Below are 13,667 nucleotides of genomic sequence, written 5' to 3'. Positions count from 1 at the left end.
CCTAGCTGTCTTTCCCCCATGAGCTTAAATCAATAAAGACATGGTGCTGTTTCTCACTTTCATGAGTTTGTCGCGGAATAAGAGATTTGATTTTTTTCAGTACATGTTTACTTTCTTTAAAGGAATATGCACTCGTCATGCTTTCAAGGGCTGTTAAAATAAGTTCAATGTCATCATCGGTAAATAATTTTTTCTCTAAACGATAGTCATCAACAAGTGAAATGCCTCCGCCTGCTCCTTGTGTTGTCACAACAGGAATCCCGGCTTGATTGATGGTCTCAATATCGCGATAAATCGTCCTCACGCTCACTTCATGAAGTTCAGCAAGGTCTTTCGCTTGAACTTGCTTCTTGCTAATAAGCAGCATCACAATAGACAAAATACGATCGATTTTCATGCCTTTTCCTCTTTTTCATAAATGTAGGTTTTGATTTGATAAAAAAAGAAAGAATGGTAAAGATAAGGAACAGCCAGCATTCGTTTACATCCCTGCACATGCAGGAGGAGGTTGCATCATGACACATCACGTGTGGCAGTTATTCATAATTGGAGGCATTATGCTGATCTGCATCATCTTTCGAATGAATCGTATGAGACGCTATCAGCTTGTGCGCCCAATCAGTCTTTTGATGAGAATGTATGTATTTGGACTCACTGCCCTTATTCTCTTATTAGAAGGCTGGCAAAATCACAGCATTTTCATCTATGCCGCTATTGGTATGCTCTTTGGAAGCAGTCTGGCCGTTCATGCCTATGAGACGATCCGGATGAAAGAAGAAAATGGGCGTCTTTATGTGAAAACGAGTAAATGGATTGAAAGCTTCATTTTATGCTTATTTTTATCTAGACTTAGTTTTAAGCTGGGTGAGCTGACAAACTATTCGCTCACAAAGATTGGTGTCGTTGAACTGTATCAGCATATTGTGAGTGATGATGCCATGACCATGCTCAGCTTTTTTCTGTTAGCTGCTTACTATGTTGTTTTTTCTTATCAAATGATGAAAGCAGGTAAACGATCAACACATATGCATCATGCGTAAAAACCTTCCTATATGAGTAGGAAGGTTTTTATTAGTCATGCTGCGCATGGTGAATCATTTGTTCAAGTACTTCCATCACATGCTGATCTTCAGGGCTGTAAAAAATCGATGTCCCTGCTCGTCTAGATTTCACGAGACGAAGGTTTTTTAAAAAACGCAGCTGATGAGAAACAGTTGATTGCATGAGATTCAGCGTTTCCGCGATATCATTTACCGAGTATTCACCTTGAGACAGCAGGTGCAGAATACGAATACGTGTCGGATCAGATAAGGCTTTAAACGTTTGGGAGACAAGAAATAAGCTTTCTTCATCCAGCTCCATCCGTTCCTGCTCTTGATTTGTATTCAGTTCTTCCTTCATTTCGCTTCACCTTTCTTGTTAGTCAAATCACGACTTATTCTATGTATCATCATATACTAAAACGTGCGGCGTGCAAAGCGGGCACACTTTAGAAAAAAGATTTATTCAAATAGCATTGACACTTGGTAGCATTCTTTTTAAAATGAGCATTATTTATTCATTTTTTTAGAGGAGCTGATAGGCAAATTGACTGAAGAGCCAAGACTAAAACGCAGCCTGACTGTCTTTCCACTTGTTGTGATCGGGCTTGCTTATATGGATCCACTTGTCGTATTTGATTCATACGGCATTGTTGCTCAGCTGACGAAAGGACACGTAGCTGCAGCTTATATATTTACGTTGCTGGCATTACTATTGACAGCGCTTAGCTATGGGAATATGGTGAAGGCTTTTCCAAAAGCAGGATCTGCTTATACATATGCGCAAAAAAGTATTCATCCTCATGTCGGCTTCCTTGTGGGCTGGACACTTTTACTGGATTATTTATTTCTGCCTATGGTGAATTTTGCGATCGGAAGTGCTTATTTAACCGCAGCCTTTCCTGATGTACCTCATTACATTTGGATCATCATACTTGCTATCGCCATAACGACTGTCAATGTAATCGGTATTCGGCTTACAGCCAACATTACGGCGCTATTTGTGACGTTTCAGGTCATTGTCGCCGTCACCTTTGTTGGGTTTGTTATTTATGGGCTCACGCAAAACGCTGGCAGTGGAGAGTTATTGTCAGCCCGGCCTTTTTATTCAGCGAGCTTAGATCCAGCGCTTATTTTTTCAGGAGCGACCATTTTATGTTTCTCCTTTCTAGGATTTGATGCCATTTCGACGATGTCTGAGGAAACCATTAAACCAAAAAAGACGATTCCGCTTGCCATTTTCTTAACAGTTGCGATTGGAGGCGTACTGTTTACGTTGACGTCTTATTTTTTGCAGCAGGTGTTTCCAAATTTTCAGCAATTCAAACATCCTGATGCAGCCTCACTTGAAATTGCAGAATTCGTGGGCGGCGCATTTCTCCACTCGTTCTTTTTAGCTGGCACAATGGTCGCTGTCATTTCTTCATCCTTATCGTCACATGCGAGTGCAGCAAGGCTTTTATATGCAATGGGAAGAGATCAATCGTTACCGAAGCGATTCTTCGGGTATATTCATCCGAGATTAAAAACCCCTGTTTTTAATATTTTATTAATCGGGGCTTTCTCCTTAACCGCAGTCGTTGGCGAACTTGAAGTCATTTATTCCTTTATCAGCTTCGGCGCGTTAATTGGATTTACCTTTGTGAATTTGTCTGTTTTTGCGTACTTTTTCGTCAGACAAAAACAAAGAGGTGTTCTGAATACATTGAGATATGCAGTGATCCCTCTATGCGGGACGGCGTTTTGTATTTGGCTGTTAACGAGCATCAGTACAAATGCATTAATCATTGGCATGATTTGGCTGATGATCGGTTTTATTTATTTCTGCTTCAGGCTGAAAACAAGGTCTGAATTTACGTTTGGATATGATTGATTATAAGGTTTTCACTTGGTATCCTGCACAGGATATGGCATAATAAAAAGGCTGTACTTCCCTTTTAAAAGCGGGGCAAAACAGGGGTGAACTGACCTTGAAAAAGAAAAAAACAGGATGTTTTGCCATTTCAGGCTGTTTCACGATTTTTCTCTTTGTTTTCGTATTAGCAGCCATTGCCATCTCCTTTAATCAAAAGGAGTTAAAAAAGCTGCCGATTGATACGGAATCAATTGTTTTGTCGAGATTGGATGATTACAAACCGCTTGTAGAAACAGAGTTAAGAGATCAAGATTTAGATCAGTATACCGCGTTAATCCTCGGTATGATGTATCAAGAATCAAAAGGCAGAGGCGGAGATCCAATGCAGTCCTCTGAATCTCTTGGTTTGAAACGAAATGAAATCAATGACCCTCAGGAAAGCATTAAACAAGGAGTCCATCATTTTTCGACTATGTACAAGCATGGGAAGAAAAAAGGCGTTGATTTGGAAACCATTATTCAAAGCTATAACATGGGAATCGGCTATATTGATTTTGTTGCAAAAAACGGGGGAAAACATTCCGAGAAATTGGCAAAGCAATACTCCAAAAAGCAAGTGAAACGAAACCCCAAGGTCTATACGTGCGGCGGCAACAAGGATAACTTCCGCTATCCGTATTGCTACGGTGATTTCACTTACGCTGAAAAAGTAAAAGAAAAAACGAAAACAGTTGAAGAAAAGATGAAATTGGCTTCATCATCCACATCATCATCGTAAAAAAACACTTCCGTCAAGGAAGTGTTTTAGATTGTTGACAAAGGGCTAAAATGATCTTGATTTTAGCCCTTTGTCTTCTTTTCAGCGTGATGGAAAACCTTTGCATTCTAGGAAGGACGAGTACCGGAGCGGAGCGAATTTGACAATCGTGAGCACCGGCACGCAGACCTGACACCGAATGCGAGGGTTTGTCTACATGCTGAAGCACTTCCGTCAAGGAAGTGCTTTTCATTTTATCGCTGTTCTTTCCCAATTTCCGGGAGGATCGTTTTTGCTAAATGCTGATCCATTTCCTCATACTCATCATAATGAATCGTTTCATACAACTCTTTTCTCGTTTGCATATCCCCAAGTATCCCCTGCTGCGTTCCCTTTTCCATGATTTCTGTAAATAAACGCTCATACGCTTTTGCAGCGACTCTGAGTGATGACACAGGGTAAATGACCATTTGAAAGCCAAACATTGAAAATTCGTCTGCATGATAATAAGGCGTCTTGCCAAATTCCGTCATATTGGCAAGGAGCGGACCTTTAATATTGTTTGACGCATGCGTGAAGTCCTCTGCTGTGATGAGTGCCTCAGGGAAAATAGCGTCAGCTCCTGCTTCTACGTAAAGATTGGCCCGGCGGATGACATCCTCCATTCCATTTACTGACTTTGCATCGGTTCTCGCAATCACCAAAAGCGTTGGTGCCGCTTGTTTGATGGCTTTGATTTTTGCGACCATTTCTTCTACTGGAACGAGTGATTTCCCATTTAAATGCCCGCATTTTTTCGGCATTTGCTGATCTTCAATTTGAACAGCTGCCACCTTGCTTTCAACCATTTCTTTTGCCGCTCTTGCTGCATTTAAAACACCGCCATAGCCTGTATCCATATCGACCAAAAGCGGCAGCTGGGATGCTCGAATAATCTCCTTCGCTTTTTCAGCCATTTCTGTTGAATGGATCATGCCGAGATCAGGCAGTCCTTTGCTGGCACAAAAAGCGGCACCTGATAAATAGAGTCCTTGAAAGCCCATTTTTTTTGCATAGAGCGCAGACATTCCATCGTGAACGCCTGGAATTTGAAATAAAGCTGATTTGTTCATTTGTTCTTTAAAGGCTGCGGCTAAATCAGCCTGACTTCTTTCTTCATTCACGATCCACACGCTAGCTCCCCCTTATATAACGAATAAGTCCATAAATGCTGGTACTGTTGTTGTTTTTAATTGATTTGGATTTTGGCAGAGTGACACAATTTGATCTACTTGTTTTTGTGGAAATCTTGTCTTCAAATGATAGATCCACTTCTTTTCAAGCAGCGGAATGCCTTCCTGTCTTCTTCTACGATGACCAAGCGGATATTCAATTTCAATTCGGTCTGTCATCGTCCCGTCTTTAAAGAAAATTTGTACACAGTTTGCAATTGATCTCTTTTTCGGATCTAAATAATCCTCTGTATAACGCTTATCCTCTTTCACAACCATTTGATCACGCAGACGATCAATGGCCGGATTTTGCGCCGTTTCTTCTTCATAATGGTCAGCTGTTAGCTCACCATAAATCAGTCCAATGGCTGTAATATACTGCAAGCAATGATCACGGTCTGCCGGATTATAAAGCGGCCCTTTCTTATCAATAATCCGAATCGCTGACTCATGTGTCGTAATCTCTACCCGGTCAATTTCATCTAAACGATCTTTTACCGCGTCATGCAGCATCACAGCCGCCTCTGCAGCAGTCTGCGCATGGAATTCAGCAGGATAAGCAATTTTGAAAAGAACATTTTCTATGACGTATGATCCAAGAGGCTGGGCGAGCGTAAGTGGTTTTCCTTTCATAAGAACATCTTCAAAGCCCCACTTCTCTGCACTAAGCGGCGTTTGATAGCCCATTTCCCCTTTTCGTGTCATCATTGCCAGTCTCACTCCGCGGCTTGTTGCATCCCCTGCTGCCCATGATTTCCTCGATCCTGTGTTTGGGGCGTGGCGATATGTTCTAAGCGGGGAATTATCAACAAACGCTTGTGATAACACATGCTGGACTTCTTCCTTTGTTCCGCCAAGCATTGCACATACAACTGCACTTGTTGCCACTTTGACAAATAACACATGGTCCAATCCATTTCGATTCAGACAATTTTCTAAAGCGAGCACACCTTGAATTTCATGTGCCTTGACGATTGCATGCAGTACGTCATTCATCGTTAGCGGCTCTTCTCCGTTTGCAAGACGATTTCTGCTAATATAATCACTTACAGCTAATATTCCGCCTAAGTTATCTGACGGATGGCCCCACTCCTGTGCAAGCCATGTGTCATTATAATCTAACCAGCGAATCATACAGCCAATATTAAAAGCCGCTTGAACAGGATCTAGCACAAACGAAGTGCCGGGAACTCTTGCTCCGTTAGGTACAACTGTTCCAGGTACGATGGGACCAAGGTGCTTCGTACATTCTGGAAAATTGAGTGCCAGCATACCGCAACCGAGCGTGTCTATGAGCACATAACGCGCGGTTTCAATGGCCTCTTTGCTCGTAATTTCTCCGTCTACTGCATAGGCAGCAATTTCTTCTAATAGCTGATCTGTTTGATTGGCGACTGCTGTTTTGTTCATATTCATTCCCCCGTTTTTCCATCATCATTTGAAACCTTTAATCCTCTTGGCCCTAAATACCGGACTCTCGGTCTAAAAATGCGGTTATGCAAATGTTGTTCAATAACGTGGGCTGCTAATCCACTAGCCCTTGCAGCAAAGAAAATGGGTGTATAAAGTGAAATAGGAATTCCAAGCACGTAATAAATAGGAGCGGCGTAATAATCAAGATTTGGATAGAGGTTTTTCTGCTCTTTCATGTATGCCTCTCCTGCTACACACATGTCATATAGCGTTGTATCTCCCTTCGATTCAGTAAGCGTTTTCAATGAACGTTTTAAAAGAGCGGCGCGCGGATCCATTTTTCTCATGTATACTCTGTGGCCAAAACCCATCATTTTTTCTTTTGCGGCTAATTTTCGTTCAATGAGCGCAAGAAATCCTTCCGTTGTTTTTCCTTCAAGAAGCATGTGCATGACAGCTTCATTTGCTCCTCCGTGGAGGTCACCTTTTAATGAAGAGATCGCTCCAGTAAAAGCACCATACATGTCAGAATGCGTGGATGCAATGACTCTAGCCGCAAACGTTGAATTCGGCAGCTCATGTTCACTATATAATGTAAGTGTTTGGTCAAAAGCGATGATTTCGTCTTGGGTCGGGGTGCGTCCAGTTAGCATGGATAAAAAGTTTTCAGTGTAGGATTTGGTCTGATCTGGAGAAATAGCGGCGTCTTTTGTGAGAATATAATAGCTTCCAGCAACAATGGCCGGCAGCTGGCCTAGTAATCGAACTGCACGCTTCACTTGGCACGCTTCTGATCGATCATGTAGTGCATCATCGTACCCTGCAAGAGCAGATAAGCACGTTCTCATCGCATCCATAGGGTGAGTGGTTTTTGGCAGCTTCGTTAAAATGGTTTGAATGGTTGGATGTAAGTTCGTTTGTGAGGATATATCTTGCTGAAATTGGTGATATTCCATCGTATCTGGTAATCTTCCATAAATAAGCAGATAGGCTGTTTCTAAATATGTCTTGTTTTGTGCTAGCTCAATGAGGTCGTACCCGCGAATCACAATTTCCTCTTGCTCCACATCTAAATATGATATGGACGTTTCGCTTGCCACAATGTCTTCAAGCCCCGGTTTATACTGCAATTGTTCAGTCATCATATAACCCCCGTTTCGTCCAATTGTTGATCTCCAAACGAGCAAACGGCCAGAAATGATGTGAATCTATAGATGGGAAGATACCGTGCAAGTCGGATATCCAATTTCCATTCTATCCAAAGCACTTCATCTTGTAAATAAAAGAACGTATGTCCAGTTGGACATACGTTAGCTGTAGTATGGAGAAATCATGATATAGACAATGACGCCAGTGAGACTAACATAGAGCCAAAGCGGCATCGTCCAGCGGGCAATTTTACGGTGACGCTCAACCTGCATCTGTGCGCCTCTAAATAGTGTAATCAATGCAAGCGGTACAATAATTGCTGAAAGCACAATATGTGTAATCAAAATAAAGAAGTAAATTGGACGGATGATTCCTTCTCCTCCGAAGTGTGTATCAGCTGCCATTGAATGATATGTCACATAGGAAATTAAAAAGACAAGTGTTGTTGAAAATGCAGCAAAGATAAATCGTCTATGTGCTTTAATGTTCTTTTGTTTAATCATAATGAGTGCTGAAAGTAAGAAGATAAACGTAAAGCTGTTCATCACGGCATTCAGTAAAGGAAGAAATGTAATGTCCAGATGACTAAATTTATCTGTTTTTGGCATTAAAAATAATAAAGCGATTAATCCGTTTATGGCAATTGTTAAAATGACAACAATGCCGGTGAAATTTTTCGGTTTTTGATTCTGTTCGTTCATGTTTGAAAACCTCTCTTTATTAGTTCCGACTAAGAGTATGTTATTTAACTTTCTCTATAAAGTCAATGAATTCGCTGTCTTCGTCGAATTTTAGACAAACTTGCCGATTACTGGCGTTCTAACGGCTTGAAAGATCCATCCACTTCCTTTAGAATTGGAATTTATGTGGTTTTTATGATTTCTTATATGAAAGGAGTAATGGACTTGTCAATCTTACAGGAAACAACCAAAGATGTGAAGACGTTAGAGCAAGAATTACAGCAATTGCAGTTTCAAATGTATCGAATGCAAGAAAATATGAAAGATATTTCGAAAAAAGCAAAGATCATTGGCATTGATCAGGCGAAAGAAGACGAATGGATGATTGTCTCTGCCATTGAAAGTGCGGATACATGCAAAATCATGCTCAGCGATTGTGAAAAAGCTTTTCGCGGACAATCTGATTTTTCCTTAATCGCGGAATATCCTGAAGAAGGAAAGATTCACATTGCTGATATTAAAGGCCCTCCCGATAATGGATACGGCTCAATCTGCATGAAGCATTTAAAAGAAATCGCAAGAGAGCAGAACATTCCAGTCATCACAGGTGACCTCGTCAAAAGAGATTGGAATCACGTTGACCGCTTGATCCACTTTTATGAAAAGCACCAATTTGATGTCCAAATTAATTGGGAAGAACAAAGCGGGGAAATTTATTGGGTGGACAGCTAACGCCAAAAAACCAGCGTGTATGATGAAATATACGCTGGTTTTTGTCGAAAATGCAAATTTTTCTGAAAAATATGTGTTTTTTTGACCAAAAAAAGGGTACAATAAAAGCATCAGGCCGCCACCTGATGCTTTCTTTCAAAAAAACAATAGATTACTAGTTAAGTACTTTCACTTTGACTGATTTTACGCCCCAATTTTTTGCTTGGGATTTGCTTGGTACATGTACATCAATTTTGTTACCTTTAATTGCGCCGCCAGTATCTGCTGCGGTAGCTTCACCGTAGCCTTCAACATAAACCTTACTTCCTAATGGAATGACATTAGGATCTACTGCAATGACTTTCGCATTTGGGTTTTTGTTTAAGTTTACCCCTGTTGCAGTGATACCTGAGATGCCACCATCATTTGCTGTATAAGCCGTAGCCGTTACAGTCAATTCTTTTTGTACACTTTGACTAGCAGAAGATGATTCTGCTTTAGCTGTTTCCTTTTTAGGAGCAGCTTTTTGTGTTGTTTGCTCTTTTTGGACAGGCTCCTGTTTTTGTACAGGCTCTGAGCTTACCGGAGCTGAGCTTTGACCAGCAACACTTAGTGTTGAACCAGTCACAATTATATCTGAGTTTAAGTTATTCCAAGACTTAATATCGCTAATTGACACATTGAATTTTTGAGCGATTTTCCAGAGGCTGTCCCCCTTCTGGACTTTATACTGCTCCTGAGTTTTCTCTTTTGAAGAGATTGTCAATTTATCACCTACATAAATCATGTCTGTAGATAAATTGTTCCAACCCTTTAGGTCCTTTAGAGACACATCATTTTTTTGAGAGATTCCCCAAAGTGTATCACCTTTCTTCACAGTGATTTCCTTTGCAGAAGCTTGCTGTGCTCCAAATGCTGTTGTTGAGATTGCTGCAACAGCAACCAAGGACATAATAGTCTTCTTCATAAAGTAAATCCTCCCTTGTTAGCTTTTTATGGCGGCTAACGAGTGCTATCGTAACATATGTAAATGTCAATTCAATAACAAAACGATATGTTTTAGATTACAGTTCCTTTACATGAAACATCTCTCTCCATTGGTAAATCAGACCACAAAACAGCTCAATTACCCGCCATATCAAGGTTTTGAAAGGATCAGAAACCTCCTGTTGAAAACGTGTCCAAACGCAGCGAAAAAAATTTATTTTTCTTCTTCAACCTCTTTATTTTTCTCTTTTTCTATAAATAAACGGATTTCTTCTAGAAAAACATCCCCGTATTTCTCTCTTTTTTGAGCGCCTATTCCCTTAATATGGAGTAGTTCTTCTTCTGTTTTAGGCTGAACAGCTGACATTTCCTTCAAGGTTTGATCAGAAAATACAACAAATGGCGGAACGCCCTGCTCTCTTGCCAGCTTCATTCTCACCGCTCTTAGCTGCTCAAATAATGCATCGTTTTCTTGAATCGCCTCTCTTTTAACTGCCTGCTTTTTATACACCGCCTCTTGTCCGACTAACACTTTCTTCCCTTTATGTGTCACTTTTAATGTTGGGTAAGCCCCTTCAGACATGTGCAAATACTCTTCTGTAATTAAAAATTCGATGAAATCACTGATTTGCTGGGCTGATTGCTGCTTCATTAAAGCGTATGTAGGAAGACGGTCGAAACCAAGATCAAGCACTTTTTTATTTTTAGAGCCTGCCAGTACTTGAGCAATCATCATTTTTCCAAATCGCTCGTTCATTCTAACCGTACACGATAAAACCATTTGCGCTTCTCGAGTGACCTCTTCACGCTCTCTTTCATCAAGGCAATTGCTGCATTTTTGGCAAGGAGTACTTGTTGATTGATCAAAGTAGTCCATCACAAATTGCTGCAAACATTGCTCAGTATGACAGTAATCCACCATTTGTCTTAGTTTAAGCAGTTCATGCTGATAGCGCACTTCATCTTCTGTTGACTGTTCAATGAGGAAGCGCTGCATTCGTACGCCCTGCGGCGAAAACAGTAAAATACATTCACTTTCAAGACCGTCTCTGCCTGCGCGCCCAGCTTCTTGATAGTAGCTTTCAATATCCCTTGGAATTTGATGATGAATGACAAAACGGACATTTGATTTATTAATTCCCATGCCAAATGCAGATGTAGCGACCATGACCTGGATGTCATCATTTAAAAACAGGTTTTGCTGCTCTTCTCTCACATCGTCATCTAACCCGCCATGATAAATGCCAGCTTTGATCTTTTGTTTCTTTAGCCGATTGTAAATGTTTTCAGCTTCTTTTCTTGTAGCTGTATAGATAATGCCGGACTCAAGCTTGTTTTTCTTCATATAATGTGTGATAAAGCGGTCACTATTTTCTCCTTTGACCACCTGAAAAGACAAATTCTCTCTAGCAAACCCAGTAAAAATGGTTTCTTCTTCGTTCATGCCAAGCTGTTCACATATATCTCGGTGGACCTTTTTCGTGGCTGTAGCCGTTAGCGCGACTATCACTGGCCTTTTTGTCAATTTATCTAAGCATTCTTGAATAAAGCGATAGCTTGGCCTAAAATCATGCCCCCACTCAGATATACAGTGCGCTTCATCAATTGCGATTAAAGGGATCGTTAACCGATCAAGGAGCTGAAAAAAACGTTCATTTTGTAAACGTTCAGGTGTGATATAAAGCAGCTGATATTCCCCATCTGCACATTTTTTCAGCCTTTTATTCATTTCAGCTGCAGAAAGTGTGCTGTTTAAAAAGGACGATCGTATGCCCATTTCATTTAGTGCATCGACTTGATCTTTCATTAAAGAAATTAGCGGGGATACAACGATCGTTGTTCCTTCCATCATCAGGGCAGGAATCTGGTAACAAACCGATTTCCCTCCGCCTGTCGGCATAATACAAACGGTATCCTTCTGTTTGTTTACAATCGATTCAATGGCTTGTTTCTGTCCCTGCCTAAAGGTGTCAAAGCCAAAGTATTGTTTCAGGAGTGCTTCTGCTTGTTCTAACATCCAATTCCCTCTCCGTCTTTTGTTTTGTCTATTTTAACATACATTCCTTCTTCATCCGGCGGTCTGTGCAATTTCGTTTTTTCACAAAATAAAAAGCCATTTTCCGAAATGGAAAATGGCTTGAATCATCCTAGGAAAAGCTGCGGATGCCGTAATCTAAGTAAGAAAGTTTTAAACCACCACTCCTCAAAGTGGGTGTTTGCAGAAACGTTCCTGTCTTCCTCTCTAGGAGGCATGACATTCCGGCTTCAATATAAAACTCCCTATTACAGCTTAAAGGTTAAAACTTAATTAACATTACGCGCATCGCAGCCTTTAAACTATACTACACGAAAGTTAATTAAATTTCAAGAGATCTTTTTTCTTTGAAATACTCATGTATACAAGATTTTTGTCCACGAGTACATATGGAAACATTATTCTGAAAAAATTTAACCTTCTCATATATTGCTATTTTTCTTCCTCCACATCAATATCCTGCTCTTCCTCGAGTCTTTCATACGTATCTGAATGCATTTGATCCATTGTTTCTCTATTCGTTAAGTCACGCATTTGATCGGAGAATGAACGGTCAAACTCGTTTGGATCTTGAGTTGTTTCCTCATTTTTCTTTGCACCAATTGAAAAGCGTGTATATGGAACTGCTTTTAAACGCTCATATGGGATCTCTTTTCCTGTTTTCTCACAAATCCCATATGTTCCGTCTTCCATTCGTTTCAGTGCTGCATCGATTTCACCTTCAAGTTGATCATCGACTTGATCCAGCGTTTGTTCTGTCATGCGGTCTAAATAGATGCTCCCATGATCAGCGATATGATTCCCAACACCATTTGATATCTCACTCGATTCAACGAGCATCGATTCTTCTTTCTTTTTTGATCCCTTCACATCTTCTTTTAGTTGAATCAATCTTTCGTATAAATCAGCTTGTTGTTCTTTCGTTAAGCCCACGGTCAATCACTCCTTTCTCATTACCTTCCCGCTGGAAGGGAAAAGAAAACATCAAAAAAGCCGCTGCCTATTTGGCAGCAGCTTTTTTCTCTTACAGATGGCGAAGTGCTTCTTCGATTGGTTTATCGCCTTTAATCAAGTCAAAGGACTTATTTTTCACATTCGATTCTGTTAAGCTCTCCACAAGAACAATGGCTACGTCCTCTCTTGAAATCTCGATGTTCTGATCATCTGGAATATGTTCGGCAGCTTTAATCTTTCCTGTCTTCTCCTCATGCAGCAGGGCGCCCGGACGGACAATCGTATAGGAAAGACCAGACTGTTTTAAGTGTTCATCAGCTTTTCTTTTCGCTTCATAATAAGTTTCCATACTTCCTTGCCCTTTTCCCTGGTTCGGGTCATCGGCATTATAGGAACTGAGCATAACAAAATGCTGGATGTTTTCTTTTTTCGCTGTATCAACGAGGCGTTTTGCCCCTTCTTGATCGACCGCAATGGTCTTATCCGCACCTGTTTTTGAGCCTGAACCAGCTGCAAAGATGACAGCGTCTGCTTGTTTCACAGCATCTGTCACATCTTTTTCAAGATCACCGATGACAGGTGCTGCACCAAGTTCTTTTAGCGCATCAGCTTGTTTTTCATCTCGAATGAGAGCAAGCGGCTCATGTCCTTTTTCTTTTAAATAACGAACGACAAGTCTACCTGTATGTCCATTTGCTCCTGCAACTAACACTTTCATTGTTCATTCTCCTTTCTGTATCTGTTTCATCTTTAACCTTTTTTGCTATCATTCAAACACTTAAGCAGAAAAAAGCCCTTCCCATCAGATGGGAAAGGCTCAGAAATGTGCGATCTATGAAAATAAGAACGAAGAATGAGAAAAGTGCATATGATCT

General features: G+C 40.7%; 14 protein-coding genes and 1 other RNA gene. 4 read left to right on the top strand and 11 right to left on the bottom strand.

The window, feature by feature from the left end; translation table 11 throughout:
- Window position 1: 1 nt before the first annotated feature.
- On the bottom strand, window positions 2-397 hold the full coding sequence (locus tag AC20OE_RS09460) for a helix-turn-helix transcriptional regulator (protein ID WP_487268809.1): 396 nt from the start codon (window positions 395-397) through the stop codon (window positions 2-4).
- Between the two features lie 118 nt (window positions 398-515).
- Here AC20OE_RS09460 and AC20OE_RS09455 point away from each other — a divergent pair, with 118 nt between their 5' ends.
- The gene (locus AC20OE_RS09455) at window positions 516-1,040 is read left to right on the top strand and encodes a CcdC protein domain-containing protein (protein WP_099663411.1); all 525 of its coding nucleotides are present in this window, start codon (window positions 516-518) and stop codon (window positions 1,038-1,040) included.
- Between the two features lie 31 nt (window positions 1,041-1,071).
- Here AC20OE_RS09455 and czrA read toward each other — a convergent pair whose 3' ends face one another.
- Window positions 1,072-1,401 (bottom strand): Zn(II)-responsive metalloregulatory transcriptional repressor CzrA, encoded by a 330-nt coding sequence (gene czrA, locus AC20OE_RS09450; RefSeq protein ID WP_024422670.1) that lies wholly within the window; start codon window positions 1,399-1,401, stop codon window positions 1,072-1,074.
- Window positions 1,402-1,587: 186 nt separating this feature from the next.
- On the opposite strand from czrA, the gene AC20OE_RS09445 reads away from it, so the two are divergent.
- Window positions 1,588-2,913: an APC family permease gene (locus AC20OE_RS09445; RefSeq protein ID WP_099663410.1), complete on the top strand. Its 1,326-nt coding sequence runs from the start codon at window positions 1,588-1,590 to the stop codon at window positions 2,911-2,913.
- Window positions 2,914-3,010: 97 nt separating this feature from the next.
- Complete coding sequence (locus AC20OE_RS09440; RefSeq protein ID WP_099663409.1) at window positions 3,011-3,673, top strand: lysozyme family protein; 663 nt, start codon at window positions 3,011-3,013, stop codon at window positions 3,671-3,673.
- A 233-nt stretch (window positions 3,674-3,906) separates the two neighbouring features.
- Here AC20OE_RS09440 and prpB read toward each other — a convergent pair whose 3' ends face one another.
- The 4 genes from prpB to AC20OE_RS09420 all read right to left on the bottom strand — a co-directional run bounded on the left by prpB (window position 3,907) and on the right by AC20OE_RS09420 (window position 8,126).
- The gene (gene prpB, locus AC20OE_RS09435) at window positions 3,907-4,824 is read right to left on the bottom strand and encodes a methylisocitrate lyase (RefSeq protein WP_099663407.1); all 918 of its coding nucleotides are present in this window, start codon (window positions 4,822-4,824) and stop codon (window positions 3,907-3,909) included.
- A 12-nt stretch (window positions 4,825-4,836) separates the two neighbouring features.
- Complete coding sequence (locus AC20OE_RS09430) at window positions 4,837-6,273, bottom strand: bifunctional 2-methylcitrate dehydratase/aconitate hydratase (RefSeq protein WP_099663406.1); 1,437 nt, start codon at window positions 6,271-6,273, stop codon at window positions 4,837-4,839.
- A gap of 2 nt (window positions 6,274-6,275) precedes the next feature.
- Window positions 6,276-7,418 (bottom strand): citrate synthase, encoded by a 1,143-nt coding sequence (mmgD, locus tag AC20OE_RS09425; RefSeq protein WP_099663405.1) that lies wholly within the window; start codon window positions 7,416-7,418, stop codon window positions 6,276-6,278.
- A 168-nt stretch (window positions 7,419-7,586) separates the two neighbouring features.
- Window positions 7,587-8,126 (bottom strand): DUF420 domain-containing protein, encoded by a 540-nt coding sequence (locus tag AC20OE_RS09420; protein ID WP_024422676.1) that lies wholly within the window; start codon window positions 8,124-8,126, stop codon window positions 7,587-7,589.
- A gap of 198 nt (window positions 8,127-8,324) precedes the next feature.
- Here AC20OE_RS09420 and AC20OE_RS09415 point away from each other — a divergent pair, with 198 nt between their 5' ends.
- Window positions 8,325-8,837: a GNAT family protein gene (locus tag AC20OE_RS09415; protein WP_039183160.1), complete on the top strand. Its 513-nt coding sequence runs from the start codon at window positions 8,325-8,327 to the stop codon at window positions 8,835-8,837.
- Between the two features lie 154 nt (window positions 8,838-8,991).
- Here the strand turns inward: AC20OE_RS09415 and AC20OE_RS09410 are convergent, their stop codons facing one another.
- The 5 genes from AC20OE_RS09410 to AC20OE_RS09390 form a co-directional block, all read right to left on the bottom strand.
- A complete protein-coding gene (locus AC20OE_RS09410; RefSeq protein WP_039179273.1) occupies window positions 8,992-9,783 on the bottom strand; it encodes a LysM peptidoglycan-binding and 3D domain-containing protein in 792 nt (263 codons plus the stop codon).
- 234 nt (window positions 9,784-10,017) lie between these two features.
- Window positions 10,018-11,820, bottom strand: a complete 1,803-nt coding sequence (gene recQ, locus AC20OE_RS09405) for a DNA helicase RecQ (RefSeq protein WP_039179275.1) — start codon at window positions 11,818-11,820, stop codon at window positions 10,018-10,020.
- A 133-nt stretch (window positions 11,821-11,953) separates the two neighbouring features.
- Window positions 11,954-12,138, bottom strand: a non-coding RNA gene (gene ssrS / locus AC20OE_RS09400) — 6S RNA.
- Window positions 12,139-12,270: 132 nt separating this feature from the next.
- A complete protein-coding gene (locus AC20OE_RS09395) occupies window positions 12,271-12,771 on the bottom strand; it encodes a TraR/DksA family transcriptional regulator (protein WP_039179277.1) in 501 nt (166 codons plus the stop codon).
- A 91-nt stretch (window positions 12,772-12,862) separates the two neighbouring features.
- A complete protein-coding gene (locus AC20OE_RS09390; RefSeq protein ID WP_064497474.1) occupies window positions 12,863-13,510 on the bottom strand; it encodes an SDR family oxidoreductase in 648 nt (215 codons plus the stop codon).
- Between the last annotated feature and the right edge of the window lie 157 nt (window positions 13,511-13,667).

This window comes from Bacillus sp. SRI_025 (genome assembly GCF_057592095.1).
This window is presented reverse-complemented; position numbering and strand designations above follow the sequence as displayed.